At 70.2% G+C, this 19,556-nt stretch carries 18 protein-coding genes; 13 read left to right on the top strand and 5 right to left on the bottom strand.

Annotated features, from left to right (window positions below; translation table 11 throughout):
* Nucleotides 1-18 precede the first annotated feature (18 nt).
* The 3 genes from H4696_RS29390 to H4696_RS29380 are packed head-to-tail and all read left to right on the top strand — an operon-like array spanning nucleotide 19 to nucleotide 2,926.
* A complete protein-coding gene (locus tag H4696_RS29390) occupies nucleotides 19-1,248 on the top strand; it encodes an ABC transporter permease (RefSeq protein ID WP_420831571.1) in 1,230 nt (409 codons plus the stop codon).
* Nucleotides 1,248-1,646, top strand: a complete 399-nt coding sequence (locus H4696_RS29385) for a cytidine deaminase (RefSeq protein WP_086861789.1) — start codon at nucleotides 1,248-1,250, stop codon at nucleotides 1,644-1,646. The genes H4696_RS29390 and H4696_RS29385 overlap by 1 nt, the downstream gene beginning before the upstream one ends.
* A complete protein-coding gene (locus H4696_RS29380) occupies nucleotides 1,643-2,926 on the top strand; it encodes a thymidine phosphorylase (RefSeq protein WP_086861790.1) in 1,284 nt (427 codons plus the stop codon). The genes H4696_RS29385 and H4696_RS29380 overlap by 4 nt, the downstream gene beginning before the upstream one ends.
* Nucleotides 2,927-3,058: 132 nt before the next feature.
* On the opposite strand, the gene H4696_RS29375 is transcribed toward H4696_RS29380, so the two are convergent.
* Nucleotides 3,059-4,183 carry a coiled-coil domain-containing protein gene (locus H4696_RS29375; RefSeq protein WP_086861791.1) on the bottom strand — a complete coding sequence of 375 codons (1,125 nt, stop codon included), beginning with the start codon at nucleotides 4,181-4,183 and terminating at the stop codon, nucleotides 3,059-3,061.
* A gap of 213 nt (nucleotides 4,184-4,396) precedes the next feature.
* Between H4696_RS29375 and H4696_RS29370 the strand changes: the two genes are divergently transcribed.
* Both H4696_RS29370 and H4696_RS29365 read left to right on the top strand, forming a co-directional pair.
* The gene (locus tag H4696_RS29370) at nucleotides 4,397-5,491 is read left to right on the top strand and encodes an adenosine deaminase (protein WP_086861792.1); all 1,095 of its coding nucleotides are present in this window, start codon (nucleotides 4,397-4,399) and stop codon (nucleotides 5,489-5,491) included.
* A gap of 111 nt (nucleotides 5,492-5,602) precedes the next feature.
* On the top strand, nucleotides 5,603-6,811 hold the full coding sequence (locus H4696_RS29365) for an MFS transporter (RefSeq protein ID WP_086861793.1): 1,209 nt from the start codon (nucleotides 5,603-5,605) through the stop codon (nucleotides 6,809-6,811).
* A gap of 644 nt (nucleotides 6,812-7,455) precedes the next feature.
* Here the strand turns inward: H4696_RS29365 and H4696_RS29360 are convergent.
* On the bottom strand, nucleotides 7,456-8,715 hold the full coding sequence (locus H4696_RS29360) for a primosomal protein (RefSeq protein WP_086865651.1): 1,260 nt from the start codon (nucleotides 8,713-8,715) through the stop codon (nucleotides 7,456-7,458).
* Between the two features lie 147 nt (nucleotides 8,716-8,862).
* On the opposite strand from H4696_RS29360, the gene H4696_RS29355 reads away from it, so the two are divergent.
* From H4696_RS29355 to H4696_RS29345, 3 genes are all read left to right on the top strand, one after another.
* Entirely contained in the window at nucleotides 8,863-11,367 is a 2,505-nt protein-coding gene (locus tag H4696_RS29355; protein WP_192782602.1) for a DEAD/DEAH box helicase, read from the top strand.
* 38 nt (nucleotides 11,368-11,405) lie between these two features.
* The gene (locus H4696_RS29350) at nucleotides 11,406-12,449 is read left to right on the top strand and encodes a C45 family autoproteolytic acyltransferase/hydrolase (RefSeq protein ID WP_086858288.1); all 1,044 of its coding nucleotides are present in this window, start codon (nucleotides 11,406-11,408) and stop codon (nucleotides 12,447-12,449) included.
* A gap of 69 nt (nucleotides 12,450-12,518) precedes the next feature.
* Nucleotides 12,519-12,665, top strand: a complete 147-nt coding sequence (locus tag H4696_RS29345) for a hypothetical protein (RefSeq protein WP_169734916.1) — start codon at nucleotides 12,519-12,521, stop codon at nucleotides 12,663-12,665.
* A 3-nt stretch (nucleotides 12,666-12,668) separates the two neighbouring features.
* Here H4696_RS29345 and H4696_RS29340 read toward each other — a convergent pair whose 3' ends face one another.
* A complete protein-coding gene (locus tag H4696_RS29340; protein WP_086858287.1) occupies nucleotides 12,669-13,250 on the bottom strand; it encodes an NAD(P)-binding domain-containing protein in 582 nt (193 codons plus the stop codon).
* 68 nt (nucleotides 13,251-13,318) lie between these two features.
* Here H4696_RS29340 and H4696_RS29335 point away from each other — a divergent pair, with 68 nt between their 5' ends.
* On the top strand, nucleotides 13,319-13,642 hold the full coding sequence (locus H4696_RS29335; RefSeq protein WP_086858286.1) for a winged helix-turn-helix transcriptional regulator: 324 nt from the start codon (nucleotides 13,319-13,321) through the stop codon (nucleotides 13,640-13,642).
* Here H4696_RS29335 and H4696_RS29330 read toward each other — a convergent pair.
* Nucleotides 13,533-14,183 (bottom strand): hypothetical protein, encoded by a 651-nt coding sequence (locus H4696_RS29330; protein ID WP_249026928.1) that lies wholly within the window; start codon nucleotides 14,181-14,183, stop codon nucleotides 13,533-13,535. The genes H4696_RS29335 and H4696_RS29330 overlap by 110 nt on opposite strands.
* Before the next feature lie 120 nt (nucleotides 14,184-14,303).
* On the bottom strand, nucleotides 14,304-15,290 hold the full coding sequence (locus H4696_RS29325; RefSeq protein ID WP_086858285.1) for a sugar-binding transcriptional regulator: 987 nt from the start codon (nucleotides 15,288-15,290) through the stop codon (nucleotides 14,304-14,306).
* A 129-nt stretch (nucleotides 15,291-15,419) separates the two neighbouring features.
* On the opposite strand from H4696_RS29325, the gene H4696_RS29320 reads away from it, so the two are divergent.
* From H4696_RS29320 to H4696_RS29305, 4 genes are read left to right on the top strand one after another with little or no spacing between them, the layout of a single operon-like run.
* Nucleotides 15,420-16,424 carry a zinc-dependent alcohol dehydrogenase family protein gene (locus tag H4696_RS29320; RefSeq protein WP_086858284.1) on the top strand — a complete coding sequence of 335 codons (1,005 nt, stop codon included), beginning with the start codon at nucleotides 15,420-15,422 and terminating at the stop codon, nucleotides 16,422-16,424.
* Nucleotides 16,417-17,751, top strand: coding sequence for an ABC transporter substrate-binding protein (locus tag H4696_RS29315; RefSeq protein WP_086858283.1), 1,335 nt, complete (start codon nucleotides 16,417-16,419; stop codon nucleotides 17,749-17,751). Before H4696_RS29320 ends, H4696_RS29315 begins: the two co-directional genes overlap by 8 nt.
* Nucleotides 17,751-18,683, top strand: a complete 933-nt coding sequence (locus H4696_RS29310; RefSeq protein WP_086858282.1) for a carbohydrate ABC transporter permease — start codon at nucleotides 17,751-17,753, stop codon at nucleotides 18,681-18,683. The genes H4696_RS29315 and H4696_RS29310 overlap by 1 nt, the downstream gene beginning before the upstream one ends.
* Nucleotides 18,680-19,507, top strand: coding sequence for a carbohydrate ABC transporter permease (locus tag H4696_RS29305; protein ID WP_086858281.1), 828 nt, complete (start codon nucleotides 18,680-18,682; stop codon nucleotides 19,505-19,507). The genes H4696_RS29310 and H4696_RS29305 overlap by 4 nt, the downstream gene beginning before the upstream one ends.
* The last annotated feature ends 49 nt before the right edge of the window (nucleotides 19,508-19,556 follow it).

Here is a 19,556-nt window from a genome sequence, read left to right as displayed (position 1 = left end):
GCGGGCAGCCCCGGCACGATGCCGGTGCGCCGCAAGCGGTCCCGGATCCCGGGCTGGCTGCGCGGGGTCATCTGGGCGGTCATCGCCATCGCCGTCCTCTCGACGGCGTCGTACTCCACCGGTGTCGCGGCGCTGACGTCGTCGAACACCGCGCAGACGGCGTTGCGCCTGGCCCTGCCGATCCTGCTCTGCGCGCTCGGCGGGCTCTGGGCCGAACGCGCGGGCGTGGTCAACATCGGCCTCGAGGGCATGATGATCCTCGGGACGTGGGGCGCCGCCTGGGGCGCGTACTACGGCGGGGTGTGGGCCGGGCTGCTGGCCGCGCTCGTCTTCGGCGCGCTCGGCGGCCTGCTGCACGCGGTGGCGACGGTGACGTTCAACGTCAACCACATCGTCTCCGGCGTCGCGATCAACCTGCTCGGCCTCGGCGTGACGAAGTACCTGGCGAACCTGATCTTCGAGCCACTGTCGGGCAACCCGCGGCAGTCGCCGGTGGTGCCGAAGTTCGACACCTACTCGGCGACGTTCCTCTCCGACTGGCTCGGCGACCTGGAGAAGGAGCAGCGCGTCGGCATCTCCGACGTCGCCGGCATCCTGCGCGGCCTGGTCACCGAGGTGGCGCCGCTGACGATGATCGCGATCATCCTGGTCCCGGTCAGCTTCTGGGTGCTCTGGAAGACCCGCTTCGGCCTGCGGCTGCGCTCGTGCGGCGAGAACCCGGTGGCCGCGGAGTCCCTGGGCGTCAACGTCTACCGGCACAAGTACATCGCGATGCTGATCTCCGGTGCCTTCGCCGGGATGGGCGGCGCGTCGCTGGTGCTGCTGCGCGGCGGCGCGGACTACCTGGAGAACCAGACGAACGGCCGCGGGTACATCGGCCTCGCGGCGATGATCTTCGGCAACTGGCGGCCGGGCGGCCTGCTCGGCGGCGCGGCGCTGTTCGGCTACGCGGACGGCCTGCAGCTTTCCGGCGGCGGCGAAGCGGTGCTCGCGCTGCTGTACGGCGCGGTCATCCTGGTCGGCGTGATCGTCGTCGTGCAGCTGTTCCGGCGGCAGTGGATCGCGGCCGGGCTCGGCGTCGTCGGCGCCGGCGTGCTGTACGCGATCTACTGGGCCAACGACACGCTGCCGTCGGACCTGATCCCGTACACCGCGCACTTCGTGACGCTGATCGTGCTGGCGGTGGCTTCGCAGCGGCTGCGGCCGCCGAAGGCCGACGGCCAGCCGTACCGGCGGGGTGAGGACTGATGACCACTGTGTCCACTGTGGACTGGGACGCGCTGCGTGCTCAGGCGATCGAAGCCGCTTCCCATGCGTACGCGCCTTATTCGGGCCTGCACGTGGGGGTCGCGGGGATCGTCGACGACGGCCGCGTGGTCACCGGGTGCAACGTCGAGAACGCGTCCTACGGGCTCGGGCTGTGCGCCGAGTGCACGATGGCCGGGCAGCTGCGGCTGTCCGGCGGCGGGCGGCTCGTCGCGGTCGCGTGCCGCAGCGGCGCGGGTGACCTGCTGATGCCGTGCGGGCGCTGCCGGCAGATCCTCTTCGAGCTGGGCGGATCCGCGTGCCTGGTGGACACACCCAGCGGGATCCTGCCGATGTCGGCCGTCCTGCCGGACGCGTTCGGTCCGGACGACCTGCCGTGACCGCCTTCGCCGCGGTCGACGTCATCCGCACCAAGCGGGACGGCGGCCGGCTTTCGGACGAGCAGATCGACTGGGTCGTCGACGCGTACACGCGCGGGGACGTCGCCGAAGAGCAGATGTCGGCGCTGGCCATGGCGATCTTCTTGCGGGGCATGGACTCCGGCGAGATCTCGCGGTGGACCGGCGCGATGATCTCGTCGGGTGAGCGGCTCTCTTTGAACGTGTCCCGGCCGACCGTCGACAAGCACTCGACGGGCGGGGTCGGCGACAAGATCACGCTCCCGCTGGCGCCGCTGGTGGCCGCGTGCGGGGCGGCGGTGCCGCAGCTGTCCGGGCGCGGGCTCGGGCACACCGGCGGCACGCTCGACAAGCTGGAGTCGATCCCCGGCTGGCGGGCTTCGCTGACCACCGCGGAGATCACCCGGCAGCTCGAAGACGTCGGCGCGGTGGTCTGCGCGGCGACGTCCGGGCTCGCGCCGGCGGACAAGAAGCTGTACGCGCTGCGGGACGTCACCTCGACCGTGGAGTCGATCCCGCTGATCGCCAGCTCGATCATGAGCAAGAAGATCGCGGAAGGCGCGTCCGGGCTGGTCCTGGACGTGAAGTTCGGGTCGGGCGCGTTCATGAAGACGCTCGAGCAGGCCCGGGAGCTGGCCTCGACGCTGACCTCGATCGGCGTCGACCACGGCGTCCCGACGACGGCGTTGCTGACCGACATGAACGTCCCTTTGGGACGGGCGGTCGGCAACGCGGTGGAGGTCGCGGAGTCGGTCGACGTGTTGCAGGGCGGTGGCCCGTCGGACGTGGTTTCGCTGACGGTGGCGCTGGCGCGCGAGATGCTGGCGCTGGCGGGGATCTCGACGGACCCGGCCGCGGTGCTGGCTTCGGGGGAGGCTTACGAGGTCTGGTGCCGGATGATCGCTGCCCAGGGCGGTGACCCATCGGCGCCGCTGCCGACGCCGTCGCACGTCCACACGGTCGTCGCGCCGGCTTCGGGCGTGCTGGCTTCGCTGGACGCGTACGCGGTGGGCGTCGCGGCGTGGCGGCTGGGCGCGGGCCGGGCCCGCAAGGAGGACCCGGTCCAGGCCGCGGCGGGCGTGCTGTGTCTCGCCAAGCCCGGGGAGTCGGTGACGGAGGGTGAGCCGTTGCTGGAGCTGCACACGGACACCCCGGACGCGGTCCCGGCCGCGTTGGCCGCGCTCGAGGGCGGCTTCACGGTCGCTTCGTCAGCGCCCGCTCCGGGCCCGATCGTCCGGGAGACGATCCGCGGCACGGTGTGATGATCATCGCCGAGATGATCACCCACCCGAGTGACCCCCGCGCATCTTTCCCTACGAAAGCTCCGCCCTACAACGCCGGAACGTGAAGAGGCCCCCGCCGGATCCCGGCGGGGGCCTCTTTGTGGGGCTGGGTTATTCCGTGGGCTCTTCGGCGCCTTCGCCCGTCTTGGCCTTGGCGTCGGCCGGCTTCGGGGCGCGGCCGTTGCGGGAGCTGCGGCGCGGCTGGCGCGGGGCCGGCGGGGGCGGGGCGATCTGCTGGACGGCCGGGCCGCCGCCGAGCATCAGCTCCGCGAACGTCGCCATCGCCTCGTCGAGCTGGCCGCCGATGCGGCGGACGCTCTCGTCGTTGCTCTTGCGCACCAGCGAGTCCACCGAGTCGGTGTCCGGCTGCTTCGACAGCGTGCCCTCGACCTTGGACAGCCCGGCCTTGAGCGCGCCGTCGAGGTCGCCGATGCCGGAGAGGAAGCCGTCCTCCACCTTGTCGAGGCGGCCGGCCAGCTCGTCGAGGCGGGTGGTGACCGTTTCGAGGCGGTTGCCCAGGTTCTCCAGGCGGTCCGAGGCGTCGATCATCTCGCCGGTCTCGGTCAGCGCCACCTTGAGCGCCTCGGTGTTCGCATCGATCCGCTCGTGCGTGGTGCGGCCCAGCTCGCCGACGCGCTCCTGCGTGACACGGCTGAGCTCGTCGACCTTGCCCCGCAGTTCGTGGTCGGTGCTGTCGACGCGCTCGCGCAGCGTGTGCTCGGCCTGCTCGATCCGCTCGCGGACCGGGCCGGTCACCGACTGCGGGATCGACTCGAGCTTGGCGTCCTGCTTGTCCAGGTGCCCGCCCAGCTCGTCGAGCCGGCGGTGGATGTTCTGGAGCTTGTCCTCGAGCCCGTCCATCCGCCCGGCGACACCCTCGAAGCGCGCGGCGACGCCGTCGAGGCGGCCGTCCAGCTGCGCGAAGGGCTTGGCGAGCTTGTCCGGGAGGCTCTCGATCGCCCGGGTCAGCGCCGCGATGGCGTTGTCCTGGGCCTCGAGGCGGGACATCGCCTCGTCGAGGCGCTCGGCCAGCACGCCGACCTCGGTGCGGTCGGGGAGCTCGGACAGCCGCTTGCGGACCGCGCCCAGCGAGTCCACCGGCGCGAGGCGGGCGTAGATGTCGTCGAGCGCGTCGAAGATCTGCTGCTGCTCGCTCTCACGCACTTCGGCCGCGCGCACCAGCATGTTGCGCATCCGGTCGAAGGACGGGGCGGCAATGTGGTTGTCAGTGGTCACTGCTGTGTGTCCTTCGTCGGCGGGGAAATGGAGGGACGTGCCACGAAGCTTATCGATTGCAAAAATTGCTGTCTGTATGGCCCCCGTGAAGAGCCTATTGCGGAGGCTGCCCCCGGATGGCCGATTCGTTCCTTGATCCTCGACGCTCAGGGTTAGCCCGAGGCTGAGACTTACGGCCATGTAGGGGAATGACAGCGAGGTTACCGTTGGGGGATGCCTGACGAAAGCCCTGTTCTGACCGGCGAGACGCTCCGCCGCGCGCCCAAGGTGCTGCTGCACGACCACCTCGACGGCGGCCTCCGGCCGGCGACCGTCGCCGAACTCGCCGAGGAGACCGGCTACGGCGGACTGCCCACCAGTGATCCGGCCGAGCTGGGCGGTTGGTTCCGCCGGGCGGCCGATTCCGGCTCGCTCGTGTCCTACCTCGAGACCTTCGCGCACACCTGCGGGGTGATGCAGACCGAGGATGCGCTGGTCAGGGTCGCCGCGGAAGCGGTGGAGGACCTGGCCGCCGACGGCGTCGTCTACGCCGAGGTGCGCTACGCACCGGAGTTGTTCGTCGAACGCGGTCTGTCACTCGATGCGGTGGTCGAGGCCGTCCAAGCGGGGTTCACGGAGGGCACTCGCCGCGTGGCCGCGAACGGCGGCAGCATCCGCGTCGGGACGTTGCTCTGCGCGATGCGGCAGCACGCCCGCGCCCTCGAGATCGCCGACCTCGCCGTCCGGTACCGCGACGCCGGCGTCGCCGGGTTCGACATCGCGGGCCCGGAGGACGGATTTCCGCCGACCCGCAATCTCGACGCGTTCGAATACCTGCGGCAGAACAATGCGCATTTCACCATTCACGCCGGCGAAGCCTTCGGTTTGCCGTCCATTTGGGAGGCGATTCAGCACTGCGGCGCCGAGCGGCTCGGGCACGGCGTGCGCATCATCGAGGACATCAAGACCGACGCGGACGGCACGGTCCACCTTGGACGGTTGGCCGCGTATGTCCGCGACCGCCGCATCCCCCTGGAGATCTGCCCGACGTCGAACGTCCAAACAGGCACGGTCCGCTCGATCGCCGAGCACCCGATCGGCCTGCTCGCCAAGCTGCACTTCCGCGTGACGGTGAACACGGACAACCGCCTGATGAGCGGATGCACGATGACCAGCGAATTCGCCGCGCTGCACGAGACCTTCGGCTATGGCCTGGACGACTTCCGCTGGTTCACCATCAACGCGATGAAATCCGCGTTCCTCGATTTCGACGCGCGGATCGCGCTGATCGACGACGTGATCAAGCCCGGGTACGCCGCACTGGCCTGAGCCGGCCGGCACGGGGACCGCGGCCACCGAACGGTGGTTGCGGTCCTTAGCCATGCCAACTATCGTTCACCATGTAGGAATTGTTTCTCAATATTTGAGACGGTGACGACGATGGCGCAGGTCGCGGACGGCTCGGTGGAGCGGGTGCAGGCGAGTTCACGGCGGTGGCTCATCCTCGCGCTCGGCCTCGCCGCGCAGACCGCGAGCTGCTCGTTCCTGTACGGGCTCCCGTTCCTGGTCCCGGCCATGCGGGCCGGGGAGGGGCTGACGCTGGCCGAGGCCGGCACGGTCGTCGCGGCGCCGAGCATCGGGCTGTTGTTCACCCTGATCGTGTGGGGCGCGGCTGCGGACCGTTACGGAGAGCGCCTGATCATGGCCCTCGGACTGGGGGCCTCGGGGTTACTCCTGGTGTACGCCGGAGTCGGTGATCACTCGGTCGGGCTCCTCTTTGGGGTGTTCCTGGCGGCCGGTGCGTGCACGGCTTCGGTGAACGCGGCGAGCGGCCGCGTGGTGATGGGCTGGTTCGCGAAGTCCGAGCGCGGCGTCGCGATGGGGATCCGGCAGACGGCCCAGCCGCTCGGCGTCGGCGTCGCGGCGCTGGGGCTGCCGCCGCTGGCCGCGCACTTCGGGTTCCGCGCGGCCGTGCTGCTGCCGGCCGGGCTGGCGATCGCCGTCGCGCTGCTGGTGGCGTGGCTGGTGACGGACCCGCCCCGGCCGCCGCAGGCGCCGTCGGGCGAGAAGCCGCCGTCGCCGTACCGGCACGCGGCGCTGTGGCGGGTGCACGGGGCGAGCGCGCTGCTGGTGGTGCCGCAGTTCGCGGTGTCGGCGTTCGCGCCGGTGTACCTGGTGTCGGTGCAGCACTGGAGCGCGCTGTCGGCGGGCTGGTACCTGGCGGTGGTCCAGGTGCTGGGCGCGCTGGGCCGCCTCGGCTCGGGCTGGTGGTCCGACCGCGTCGGCAGCCGCCTGCGCCCGATGCGGCAGCTGGCCGTGCTGAGCTGCTTCGTGATGCTGCTGGTGGCGCTGGGGGACGTGTCGTGGCTATGGCTGGTGCTGCTGGCACTGGCGCTGGCGGGGATCATCACGGTGGCCGACAACGGCCTCGGCTTCACGGCGTCGGCGGAGCTGGCGGGCCTGGCCTGGTCGGGCCGCGCGATGGGCACGCAGAACACCGGCCAGAACATCGCGGCCTCGCTGACCCCGCCGCTGCTGGGCCTGGTGATCGGCGACAGCCGCTACGCACTGGCGTTCTGCGTGGCGGCGATCTTCCCGGCACTGGCGGTGGCGGTGGTCCCGGTCCGCGCGGAGCACGAGCGGGACTGAGCACCTGGCCGCGGGGGCGCCCCCCGTCTCCAGCGTATCGGCGGCCACTGACGGAAACCGGCCGCCGTCGGCCCCCGGCGGCCCGGTTGTCCACAACCGGCCGGGCCTGTGGACTGTTGCGTACGCCTGGGCGGCGACCCCAGGGCCCCGGCAAAGTCGGCTCAGCACGGCCGATCCGGCTGCCCGCACGTCATGAACAGGTCGTTCACCTCACCAGACGACCTGAACGACTCGTTCACGACATCACGGCCGGGGTCCCGGCAAAGTCACGCGGCTGGGCCGCTCTGCCGCCGGTGACCCGCTCGCCCGACGTCTTGAATGACTCATTCAGGTCTTCGGAGGTCCTGAATGAGTCATTCAAGACGCTGGCACACCGCTGCGGGCTGCACCGACGCGACTTTGCCGGAGCCCTGACGTCGGGTGCGGTGAACGACCCGTTCATGACGTTTTCGGGCCGGTGTCGCCGGTGGGTCGGGTGGTGCTGGCTGCCGCTGTGGTGCCGCGAATGACTCATTCGGGACTTCCCAGGCCCCCAATGACTCATTCGCGACTCCGAAGCCACGGCGATCGAGAGCGAACCACCGCGACCCCGGACACGACGAAGGCCGCTGTCCCGACCAGCGGGGCAGCGGCCTCCGAAAAACTCAAGCCACCGTCAGGCGGTTCTCGAACGTCTCCACCAGCTTCCGCCAAGCGCTCTGCTCGGCGTCGAACGGCGCGCTCGGCTCGAGGCGCGTCGGGTCCGGGCGGAGCACGAACGACACCAGCCAGCCCAGGCTTTCGTTCGACGCCAGCGCCGTTTCGACGCTCTCGTCGCCCGCCCAGTCGGCCGCGTCCGTGATCAGCTCGACCGCCAGCTCCAGCTGCGTCGGGTCGATCGCCTCCGGGCCCTCCGCGATGTCCGCGTCGAGGCCGGTCAGCACGTACGTGTTCTCCGCGTCGACCTCGATCTCGAGCTCGCCCGCGGTGGCCTTCGCCAGCACCTCGTCCCACGTGGACACGTCGGCGAGGTCGGTCTCGGCCAGGTCCTTGCCGTCGGCCAGGGCCCGCGCCAGCGCCTTCTCCGACGTGAACACGTCGATCTCGCCCTCGCTGCCGAGGAACACCGGGGTGTCGTCGAGGTAGCAGCGCAGCGTGTAGTACTCCGCGCCGGACGTGATGATCTTGATCGGGTCGATGCCGACCTCGGCCCAGAAGCCGACCGGGCCCTCTTCCTCGTCTTCGTCGTCCTCGTCGTCGTCCGAGGAGATCGCCTCGAGGTCCTCTTCACCCTCCGCGCCGGCCTCGGCCTCGGCGGACTCCTCGTGGAACGCCGCCAGCTCCTCGGCGGTCTGCTCGAGGACCTTCTCGTCGACGTCCGGCACCGTCACCAGGCCGTCGATCGCGTCCAGGACGGTGTCCCACTTCGTCGACACCGTCTCGGACAGGTCGTTCCAGACCTGGACGCCGACGCTCCCGGTGAACGGGAGGGTGCCCTGGTCGAGCAGCGAGAAGCCTTCGGTCGAGTCGAGGATCTCGTGGACCTCTTCGAGGTCGCAGACGTCGGCGAGCGAGCGCACGATGCCGACGATCTCGGCCAGCTCGGCGATGTGCCAGACGTCCGGCTCCTCGGCGACGAGCTCGGGCACGCCGACGAGGTCGTACGTGTGGTCCTCGTCCGGGATCAGCTCGGGCACGTTCAGCGACGGCACCGCGTCCCACGCCGGGTGGTCGATCAGGTCGTGCCGCTCCGACGTGCGGACGAAGGCGGCCAGGTGTGCGGCGTCCGGGAAGGCGTACAGGTCGTCCTCGTCGCCGAGGAACGCTTCCCACTCCTCGCCGTCTTCCCGCCAGCGCGGGGCCCACAGGGTGACGACGTCGCCCTGCGGCAGCCCGAGTTCGATCGGGATGATGTCCTGTGCCATTCCTAAGCCCTCCGGAGTACCGCCCGTGTGCGCGCGACACCGTATCTCCCGGTCGATGCGCGGTAACGCGAAGCCTACGGGTTTACCACGCGCGATGCGATCGCCCCTGCCGACTTTGCGACGAGCGGATGGCACGATGGACGCCTGATGACTCTCACAGACCTCCTGCCTGCGGATCCCGACCCCGACGCCCTCTTCGAAGCGTTCACGACCTGGACGGCCGACCGGGGCATCGAGCTGTACCCGGCGCAGGAGGAGGCGGTGATGGAGGTCGTCTCCGGATCGAACGTCATCCTCTCGACGCCGACCGGCTCCGGGAAGAGCCTCGTCGCCGTCGGCGCGCACTTCACCGCGCTCGCCCAGGGCCGCCGCAGCTACTACACCGCGCCCATCAAAGCCCTCGTCTCGGAGAAGTTCTTCCAGCTCATCGAGATCTTCGGGGCCGACAACGTCGGGATGATGACGGGTGACTCCAGCGTCAACCCGGACGCCCCGATCATCTGCTGCACGGCCGAAATCCTGGCGAACATCGCGTTGCGGTTCGGCGCCGAGGCGCCGGTCGGGCAGGTCGTCGCCGACGAGTTCCACTTCTACTCCGAGCCCGACCGCGGCTGGGCGTGGCAGGTGCCGCTGCTGGAACTGCCGAAGGCCCAGTTCGTCCTGATGTCGGCGACCTTGGGCGACGTGTCCTTCTTCGAGAAGGACCTGACGCGCCGCACCGGCAAGCCGACCGCGGTCGTCACGTCGGCGCAGCGCCCGGTGCCGCTGACCTTCCGGTACGCGCTGACGCCGTTGCACGAGACCATGTCGGAGCTGCTCAACGGCGGTCAGGCGCCGGTCTACGTCGTGCACTTCTCGCAGGCCGCGGCCATCGAACGGGCGCAGACGCTGATGAGCATCAACGTCACCACCAAGGCCGAAAAGGAGTCCATCGCCGAGCTGATCGGCGACTTCCGGTTCTCCGCCGGCTTCGGCAAGACGCTCTCGCGGCTGGTCCGCCACGGCATCGGCGTCCACCACGCCGGCATGCTGCCCAAGTACCGCCGACTGGTCGAGACCTTGGCCCAGTCGGGGCTGCTGAAGGTGATCTGCGGGACCGACACCCTCGGCGTCGGCATCAACGTGCCGATCCGGACGGTCGTCTTCTCGGCGCTGACCAAGTACGACGGCGTCCGCCAGCGCCACCTCAAGGCGCGCGAGTTCCACCAGATCGCCGGCCGCGCCGGGCGCGCGGGCTACGACACCGACGGCTACGTCGTCGTGCAGGCGCCCGACCACGTCGTCGAGAACGCCAAGGCGCTCGAGAAGGCGGGCGACGACCCGAAGAAGAAAAAGAAGATCGTCCGGAAGAAGGCCCCGGAAGGGTTCGTCAACTGGACCGAGAGCACGTTCGACCGGCTGATCGCGGCCGACCCCGAGCCGCTGACGTCCAGCTTCAAGGTCACGCACTCGATGCTGCTCAACGTGATCTCGCGGCCGGGCAACGCCTTCGACTCGATGCGTCACCTGCTGGAGGACAACCACGAGGACCGCGCGTCGCAGCGCAAGCTCATTCTGCGCGCCATCGCGATCTACCGCGCGCTGCTCGCCGCCGGCGTCGTCGAACGACTGTCCGAACCGGACGAGCAGGGCCGGATCATCCGCCTGACCGTCGACCTGCAGTTCGACTTCGCGCTCAACCAGCCGCTTTCGCCGTTCGCGCTGGCCGCGATCGAGCTGTTCGACCTCGAGTCGCCGAGTTACGCGCTCGACGTCGTGTCCACTGTGGAAGCCACGGTGGACAACCCGCGGCCGGTGCTGTCGCAGCAGCAGTTCAAGGCACGCGGCGAGGCCGTGAACGCCATGAAGGCCGAGGGCATCGAGTACGACGAGCGGATGGAGCTGCTCGAGAACGTCACCTACCCGAAGCCGCTCGAAGAGCTGCTGCAGGGCGCGTTCCACAGCTACCGCCAGGGTCACCCGTGGGTCGACGACTACGAGCTTTCGCCGAAGTCCGTGGTGCGCGACATGTACGAGCGCGCGATGAACTTCGTCGAGTACATCGGCTTCTACCAGCTCGCCCGGTCCGAAGGCCTGGTGCTGCGCTACCTCGCCGACGTCTACGACGCGCTGCGCCACACGGTGCCGGACGAGGCGAAGACCGAACCGCTGCAGGACCTCATCGAGTGGCTCGGCGAGCTGGTCCGGCAGGTCGACTCCAGCCTCCTGGACGAGTGGGAGGCGCTGCGGCACCCCTCGGAAGAAGGGCCGGTGTCGCACCGGCCGCCGGAGCTGCCGCCGGCCGTCACGCGCAACGAGCGCGCGTTCCGCGTCCTGGTGCGCAACGAGCTGTTCCGCCGGGTCGAGCTGTTCGCGCGGCGGGCGTGGTTCCCGCTCGGGGAGCTGGACGCGGCCTCGGGCTGGGACGCCGACGCGTGGCAGGAAGCCATCGAGGACTACTTCGAGGAGTACGACTCGCTCGGCACCGGCCCGGACGCGCGCGGCCCGGCGCTGCTGATGATCGACCAGCAGCCGGACGTCTGGAAGGTGCGGCAGATCTTCGACGACCCCGCGGGCGACCACGACTGGGGCATCAGCGCCGAAGTGGACTTGGCCGCGTCGGACGAGGCGGGGGCCGCGGTGATCCGGGTGACGGCGGTCGGCGCGCACTGATCGTTGCGGATTCCTGACTGGTCAGTCATCGTGATCCCATGGTGGCGACAGTCCGGGAGCACCGGATCGGCGACGTGCGCTGGACGATCGTCCGCGGGCCGCGGGAAGGCGCTTTCCGCGAGCTGGGGGCGTACGCCGCCGCCGACATCCGGACCGTGCTGGCGGGCTTGCCGTCGTGGCCGGTCACCGCGCGGGCCCGGCGCTCGCCGGTGCGGTTCCGGGCGGTCGAATCGGCGTCGCAGGTCGAGCACCCGGACGCCTACGCCGAGCTGACGGCACTGGCCGAGGGCGCCGGCGTCCCGTTCGACGACCTGCTGCTGGCCAACCTGCGCGGCGACCTCGGCGCGGGCGACGGCACCGGCTGCACGGACCTCGCGTGGGCGGGTTCGCCTTCGCTGCTCGGCCACAACGAGGACGGCGCCCCGGTCTTCGACGGCATCGGGCGGCTGCTGACGTTGCTGATCGACGGCGAACCCGGCGTCTGCGTCTGGTGGTACCCGGGTTTCCTGCCCGCGAACACGTTCACGCTGACGACGCACGGTCTGGTGTGGGGGATCGACAGCGTGAGCGTGGCGGCGCCTTCGCCGTGCGCCGGGCGGCACTTCCTGGCGCGCACGGCCCAGCGCGCGACTTCCGTGGCCGAAGCGGTGTCCGTGCTGCGTTCCCACGCTTCGGCGGGCGGCTTCGCGTACACGATGGGCGCCCTCGGTTCCCCGGCGGTGACGGTGGTCGAGAAGGCGGGGCACGAGACCGCGGTGTCCACTGTGGCCAGTGGGCTTTCCTGGCACACCAACCACTTCCGCCAGCTGCCCCCGCACCTGGACGTCGCGCCGGAGGAGAGCCTGGACCGGGCGGAGGTGTGCGCGCACCTGGCCCCGACGTCCCCGGACGCGAAGTGGCTGGTTTCGACGTTGACGAACGACGTCCACCGCGACGCGACCGGCGGCGACGAGCTGATGACGTTGAGCACGCTGGTGACGGACCTCGGTTCGGGCGAGGTGACGCTGGTACCCCGCGGCGGCGAACCGTTGACCGCCCGGGCGGTGGACCTGGCCGCGGGGAACGTCGACGCGGTGGGCTGAACGGCGCAACCTGCTTCGGCGGGCGCGGTTGCGGCGGTAGCGTGGAACGCTCCGAGCCTGGGAGGGACCATGGGGAACGTGAAGCGCTTGCTGGCCGGGATCTTCGTCGCCGCGGCGATGGCGATGGCACTCGCCCCGGCGGCGTCGGCCGCATCGATGGTGGAGTACGCGCTGCTGGCGAGCCCCGACGCCACCGCCATCGAATACGGCGTCTGACGCTCAGCCCGCCGGGGTCAGGATCGCCTGGGCGTCTTCGCCCGCGAACCACAGCCCGATGACGAACGCCGCCGTGGCCTCCAGCAGGGCCGCGCGGTCCAGGCCGCCCGCGAGGACCGGCTTCGCGCCGATGTCCCGCACCAGCGTGCTCACCGCGGCCAGCGCCGCCGGGTCGTCGCCGCACAGCGGGACCGACAACGGGCGGCCGCCGAACACCGGGGGCCGCAGCCGCCAGACGTCGACGTGGGCGAGGTTGAACGCCTTGACCACGTGGGCGTCCGTGGCGATCCGCGACGCCACCGGCGCGCCGGTGAGCGCCGGGTCGTTGGTGCAGTCCACCAGCACCTTCCCCGCGAGCGGTCCCGCCGCCGCGACGACCTCGGCGATCGCGGACGACGGCACCGCCAGGAGCAGCACGTCCGCGAACTCCGCCGTCGAGCGCCAAGATCCGTGCGAAGCGCCGAGCCGGGCGGCCAAAGCCGCGGGGTCGGACCGGCCGCTCACTCGAAGCTCGTGACCCGCCCGCGCCCACTGCGTGCCGAGCGCGTCCGCCATCCCGCCCGTGCCGAAGATCCCGATCCGCATACGTCCTCCTTGTGCTTGGCTGTACCAGCTACGACGGTAGGAACCCGGGAAGGAACCGAACGGTAACCATGGACTTCCTCGCCGACTGCCGGACGCGGCTCGCGTTCGACCTGGTCGCCAACACCTGGAACCCGGTGGTGCTCTGGGCCCTGCGCCACGGCCCGCGGCGCCACGTCGACCTGCGGCGCGAGATCGGCGGGATCAGCGCCAAGGTGCTCACGGAAACCGTGCGGCGCCTGGAGTCCGACGGGCTCCTCGAGCGCCGCGAAGGCGCGTACGCGCTCACGCCGTTGGGTTCAAGCTTCCTGGAGCCGATCGAGGGCTTCGGGCGGTGGGCCGCCGAGCACGGCGACGCCGTCGTCGCCGCTCAAAACCGAGCACGATCAGCGTGACCAGGGACAACGCAGGCAACGGGTAGCCGAGCAAGAGCCCCGCGACGACATCGAAAACCGGCGCGGCGACCCCGGCCACGAACACCCACGTCGGCGCGGTCGGCGGTTTCGCGGCCGGCGACCACGGCGTCTTGCGGCCCGGCTTCGCGACCGAGAGCCACGCCTGGAACGCCAGCGCGCTCGCCATCGAAGCTGCCCCCGCGATCTGCGGCCAGGCGACCGCGCCGGTGTCCGCGGATTCGTGCAGCGCGGGGGAGAGCAGGAAGATCCCGGCGTAGAGCTGCACCAGTGTCAGGACGAACTTCGTGAGCACCCACCAGTGCCGGAAGTAGCCCCACGCGGTCGCGCCGGCGAGCAGGAGGCCGGTGAACGCGGAGACGTTCGCCATCGGCGCGAGCAGCACGGTGTCGAGCCGCTCGGCCATCGCGGGCGCGCCCGTGGCGGTCAGCACGACCAAGGCGAGGGCCTGGCTCATCCAGGCGACGGACGACACGACGTGCAGCCAGACGACGGCCTGGCGCCAGCGGGGAGAAGTCTTCACGCCGTTCAGGCTCGCCGAACCGGCGACCACGGCACATCGGGCGCGACCCGGGTTTCGCCCCGGAGCCCGGGAGGCCGCGCGTACTCCCGGCGGAGTACGAACCCGCGGCGGCCGTACGCCTCAGGTGGTCGCGACCGGGTTCTTCGCGGCCAGGGCCAGGAGGGGGACCGCGGCGGACGCGTCGGTGATCAGCGTCGAGACCATGCCCGAACGCAGCACCGCGTCCACCGCCGCCGCCTTCGGCTTGCTGTAGCCCAGCGCGATCACCTCCGGCACCGCCATGAGCTCTTCGTGGCTGATCGCCAGCACGTGGTGCGCGAGCCCGGTCGACAGCGCGTTCCCGGCCGCGTCGAACAGTCGCGCCGCCACCTCCGCGGTCGCCCCGCGGGCCGCGATCGCCGCGCGCTCGGCTTCGTCCAGCGCGTCGTACACCGTCGACTCGCCCGGCTGCCACGCGCCGATGCTGACCACCGCCTTGGTCAGGTTCTTGAACTGCCCGAACGTTTCCGCGATCCCCGGCTGCCGTCGCAGCGTCTCGGTCGTGCGGCGGTCGGGCAGCACCAGCGGGCCGAAGATCGGGTAGGCGTCGCCGCCGGACACCGCCGTCACTCGGCTGACCGTCTCCACCGAGCGCCCGCGCATGTCCATCCCCGCCTGCACCCCGCACAGCTGGACGACCGGGCAGCGCGGCAGCGTCCGGATCGCCTCGGTCATCGCGTTCACCGAGCGCGCCCACGACAGCCCGATGACGTCCGACGGGGTCGCGATCTCCTCCAGCAGCCGGGCGGCCAGCGCCCCGATCTTCGCCCGGACGACTTCCCGGGGTTCTCGCTCGGTTGAGCGTTCGAGCACGAGGGCCCGCTGCAGGCCGTACGCCGACCGCACCTCGTCGGACAGCGCGAGGTCGACCGGCGCGGGCAGCGCGAACTCCACTCGGACGAGCCCGGACTCCATCGCGGTGTCGAGCATCCGCGCGACCTTGAACCGGCTGACGCCGAACTCGTCGGCGATCTCCAGCTTGGAGCGTCCCTGCACGTAGAAGCGCCGGGCGACGGTCGCGAGCAGCATGGCTTCGGTCAGTGAAGCCGCCTTTTTCGACGTGCTCATATGAGCACTATAACCAAAAATACCGGCGAAAGGTTGACGAATCACACACGTCAGACCTGTAATGCCTGCACATGTTCTCGACGCCAATGGCCAATGCCGCTCATATGAGCGCGAGGAAAGGGGCTAGGCATGCGTGCCGCCATCATCGACCGGCCCGGCGAGATCAGGGTGGGTGACGTGCCCGATCCGAAGCCGCGGGAACGCGAGGTGGTTGTCGAGGTCGGCGCCTGCGGGATCTGCGGGACCGATCTGCACATCGCGGACGGGCACTTCCCGCCCACCCCGTACCCGATCGTCCCGGGCCACGAGTTCGCCGGGGAGATCGTCGAGCTCGGCTCCGACGTGCCGGGCGGCTGGCAGGTCGGCGACCGCGTCGCCGTCGACCCGTCCCTGTTCTGCGGCTACTGCGGTCCGTGCCGCTCCGGCCACGGCAACCTCTGCGCCAACTGGAACGCCACCGGCGACACGGTCGACGGCGCCTTCGCCGAGTACGTCGCCGTCCCGTCGGCGAACTGCTACCGCATGCCCGACTCGATGACCTGGGAACAAGGGGCGCTGGTCGAACCCGTCTCCTGCGCGGTGCACGGCGTGCGCCGCGTCGGGGTCGAGGCGGGAGAGCGCTTCCTCGTCGTCGGCGCCGGCACGATGGGCCTGATCATGCAGCAGTTGCTGCAGCGGGCCGGCGCGCACGTCACCGTCGTCGACCGGAACGCCGACCGGCTGCCCCGGGCGGCCCGGCTCGGCGCCGTCGCCACCGCGGCGGACGCCGCCGAGCTGAACGACGAGAAGTTCGACGCCGCCGTCGACTGCACCGGCGCCGCGCCCGCCATCGAAGCGGCCTTCGACGCCACCCGCCGCGGTGGCCGGCTGCTCGTCTTCGGCGTCGCGCCGGCCGAAGCCCGCGTCGCGCTCTCGCCGTTCCGCATCTACAACGACGAGATCACCGTCGTCGGCTCGATGGCCGTGCTGAACAGCTACGGCGCCGCGCTCGACCTGGTCGGCAGCGGTGCCATCGACACCGAAGAGCTGCTCACCGACCGGCTGCCGCTGGAGCAGTACCCCGACGCGCTGGCCAAGATGCGCAGCGGCGCGGGCCTCAAGGTGCAGGTGCTCCCGGGAGGCGGCCGTGCGTAAGCTGCTCAGCCTCCTCGCCGCGACGTCGCTGGTGGCCACGGGGTGCGCGGGCGCCGGCTCGGTCGGCCAGGGTGGCTCGACGCTCGTCATCGCGATCGTGTCCAACCCGCAGATGAAGGACGCGATCTCCCTCGCCCCGGAGTTCGAGAAAGCCACCGGCATCACCCTGAAGTTCGTGTCGCTGCCGGAAAACCAGGCCCGCGCGAAGATCACCGCGTCGACCGCCACCGAGGGTGGCGAGTTCGACGTCGTCATGATCAGCAACTACGAGGCCCCGCAGTGGGCCGCCAACGGCTGGCTCGAAAACCTCGAGCCGCACATGGCGGCCACCCCGGGCTACGACGAAGGCGACTTCATCCCCAGCATCAAGCAGTCGCTGTCGTACCAGAACCAGATGTACGCGGTGCCGTTCTACGGCGAATCGTCGTTCCTGGCCTACCGCAAGGACCTCTTCGACAAGGCCGGGCTCACCATGCCGGCCAAGCCGACGTGGCAGCAGGTCGCCGAGTTCGCCGCGAAGCTCGACGACAAGGCGAACGGCGTCGCGGGCATCTGCCTGCGCGGCAAGCCGGGCTGGGGCGAGAGCCTCGCGCCGTTCAGCACGGTCGCCAACACCTTCGGTGCCCAGTACTTCGACAAGGACTGGAACGCCAAGCTGACGTCGCCGGAGTTCAAGGCGGCCGCGGACTTCTACGTGAACCTGATCCGCGAACACGGCGAGGTCGGCGCCTCCAGCGCCGGGTTCTCCGAGTGCGGCACGCGCTACACCCAGGGCCAGGCCGCGATGTGGTACGACGCCACGGTCATGGCGGGCACCAACGAGGACCCGTCGAGCAGCAAGATCGTCGGCAAGTCCGGGTACGCGCCGGCGCCGGTCGTCAGGACGCAGGCCAGCGGCTGGCTCTACACCTGGGCGCTGGGCATCCCGAAGGTCACCAAGGACAAGGACGCGGCCTGGAAGTTCATGGCCTGGATGACCGACAAGGCGTACGTGCGGAAGGTCGGGGCGACCTACGGCTGGAACCGAGTCCCGCCGGGCGTGCGGCAGTCCACTTACGACATTCCCGACTACGCCAAGGCCGCGGCGGCCTACGCGAAGCCCACGCTGGCCGGGATCGCGGACGCGAACCAGCAGAAGGCCATGGCGAACCCGGTGCCCTACCCCGGCATCCAGTTCGTCGGCATCCCCGAGTTCCAGGACCTCGGCACCCGGGTGAGCCAGCAGCTGTCGGCGGCGATCGCCGGGCGCGAGTCCGTCGACGACGCACTGAAGCAGTCCCAGGACTACGCCCAGACGGTGGGCGACTCCTACAAGGCGGTGCAGTGATGTCCACGCTCTCGGTCGACACGCCCAAGCCCCAGGCACGCGCCAAGGCCGTGGAGAAACGCGGCCTGAGCACCGCGGCCAAGCGACGGCTGCCGCTGCTGCCCGCGCTCGTCTTCGTCATCGCGGTGACTCAGCTGCCGTTCCTGCTCACCGTGTTCTACTCGTTCCAGTCGTGGAACCTGGTCCGGCCGGGTTCGCGGCACTTCGTCGGGCTCGACAACTACATCGACGTCTTCAGCGACACGACGTTCCTCGTCGCGCTGCTCAACACCGTGCTGCTGACGGTGGTGTGCGTGCTGGTCGCGCTGCTGCTGGGCCTCGGCCTGGCGATCCTGCTCGACCGGAAGTTCTTCGGCCGCGGCGTCGTCCGGACGCTGCTGATCACGCCGTTCCTCATCCTGCCGGCGGCCGGCGCGCTGCTGTGGAAGACGACGATGTTCGACCCGACCTACGGGCTGCTGCACTTCGTCTTCGGCACCGACGTCGACTGGCTCTCGGAGTTCCCGCTGGCGTCGGTGATGGCGCAGATCGTGTGGCAGTGGACGCCGTTCATGATGCTGCTCATCCTCGCGGGCCTGCAGAGCCAGCCCAAGGACGTCCTCGAAGCGGCCAATGTGGACGGTGCCGGCCGCTGGCGGACGTTCGTCTCCATCACCCTGCCGCACCTGTCCCGGTTCCTGCAGCTGGCGACGCTGCTGGGCGCGATCTACATCGTGAACAGCTTCGACGCGATCTTCCTGATGACCCAGGGCGGGCCGGGAACCGCGAGCACCAACCTGCCGTACTACATCTACCAGCGCGCGTTCGAAGGCTTCGACGTCGGCCAGTCGTCGGCGATGGGCGTGGTCGTGGTGATCCTGACGATGATCGTCGCGACCTTCGCGCTGCGCTTGATGTTCCGCACGTTCTCGGTGGACGGAGGCGTCAAGTGACCACGCTCGCTCGCCGCAAAGCCGGCGCCCGCTCGCTCACCGCCGTCACGTGGGTCGTCGCGATCCTCTTCGTCTTCCCGTTGCTGTGGCTCATCCTCACGGCGTTCAAGCAGGAGGCCGACGCCTACACCGACCCGCCCAGGCTGTTCTTCAGCCCGACGTTCGACCAGATCGCCAACGTGCTGAAGGGCGGGTTCCTGCCCTACCTGTCGAACTCGGCGTTCGTCACGGTGCTCTCGACGCTGCTGGTGCTCGTCCTCGGCATCCCGGCGGCGTACGCGCTTTCGCTGGCGCCGGTGAAGAAGACGTCGAACGCGCTCGGCTTCTTCCTCTCGACGAAGATGCTGCCGATCGTGGCGGCGATCATCCCGCTGTACATCATTTCCCAGAACACCGAGCTGCTGGACACGGTGTGGGCGCTGGTCATCCTCTACACGTCGATGAACCTTCCGCTGGCCATCTGGATGATGCGGTCGTTCTTCCTGGAGGTGCCGCACGAGATGATCGAAGCGGGCCGGATCGACGGCGCCAACCTGCCGACGCTGCTGCGCAAGATCATCATGCCGGTGGTCGCGCCCGGGATCGCGGCGACCGCGCTGATCTGCGTGATCTTCTCCTGGACCGAGTTCTTCTACGCGGTCAACCTGACGGCGGCGCGGGCCGGCACGGTGCCGGTGTTCCTCGTCGGGTTCATCACCAGCGAGGGCCTGTACTGGGCCCAGCTGTCCGCCGCGGCGCTGCTGGCTTCGCTGCCGGTGATGATCGTCGGCTGGATCGCGCAGAACCACCTCGTCCGCGGCCTGTCGATGGGCGCGGTCAAGTAGTCCGTGAATGCCACATTGAGGGACCAAGTGTCCCTCAATGTGGCATTCA

This window comes from Amycolatopsis lexingtonensis (assembly GCF_014873755.1).
Taxonomy (GTDB): domain Bacteria; phylum Actinomycetota; class Actinomycetes; order Mycobacteriales; family Pseudonocardiaceae; genus Amycolatopsis; species Amycolatopsis lexingtonensis.
The sequence above is the reverse complement of the archived record's forward strand: the minus strand, read 5'-3'. Positions and strand labels throughout refer to the sequence as shown.

Bases quoted from the DNA above. Each gene is read 5' to 3' on its own strand.
- H4696_RS29390 (WP_420831571.1), top strand. From the start codon at position 19: ATGCCGGTGCGCCGCAAGCGGTCCCGGATCCCGGGCTGGCTGCGCGGG.
- H4696_RS29385 (WP_086861789.1), top strand. From the start codon at position 1,248: ATGACCACTGTGTCCACTGTGGACTGGGACGCGCTGCGTGCTCAGGCG.
- H4696_RS29370 (WP_086861792.1), top strand. From the start codon at position 4,397: ATGCCTGACGAAAGCCCTGTTCTGACCGGCGAGACGCTCCGCCGCGCG.
- H4696_RS29365 (WP_086861793.1), top strand. From the start codon at position 5,603: ATGGCGCAGGTCGCGGACGGCTCGGTGGAGCGGGTGCAGGCGAGTTCA.
- H4696_RS29360 (WP_086865651.1), bottom strand. From the start codon at position 8,715: ATGGCACAGGACATCATCCCGATCGAACTCGGGCTGCCGCAGGGCGAC.
- H4696_RS29355 (WP_192782602.1), top strand. From the start codon at position 8,863: ATGACTCTCACAGACCTCCTGCCTGCGGATCCCGACCCCGACGCCCTC.
- H4696_RS29350 (WP_086858288.1), top strand. From the start codon at position 11,406: ATGGTGGCGACAGTCCGGGAGCACCGGATCGGCGACGTGCGCTGGACG.
- H4696_RS29345 (WP_169734916.1), top strand. From the start codon at position 12,519: ATGGGGAACGTGAAGCGCTTGCTGGCCGGGATCTTCGTCGCCGCGGCG.
- H4696_RS29340 (WP_086858287.1), bottom strand. From the start codon at position 13,250: ATGCGGATCGGGATCTTCGGCACGGGCGGGATGGCGGACGCGCTCGGC.
- H4696_RS29335 (WP_086858286.1), top strand. From the start codon at position 13,319: ATGGACTTCCTCGCCGACTGCCGGACGCGGCTCGCGTTCGACCTGGTC.
- H4696_RS29325 (WP_086858285.1), bottom strand. From the start codon at position 15,290: ATGAGCACGTCGAAAAAGGCGGCTTCACTGACCGAAGCCATGCTGCTC.
- H4696_RS29320 (WP_086858284.1), top strand. From the start codon at position 15,420: ATGCGTGCCGCCATCATCGACCGGCCCGGCGAGATCAGGGTGGGTGAC.
- H4696_RS29310 (WP_086858282.1), top strand. From the start codon at position 17,751: ATGTCCACGCTCTCGGTCGACACGCCCAAGCCCCAGGCACGCGCCAAG.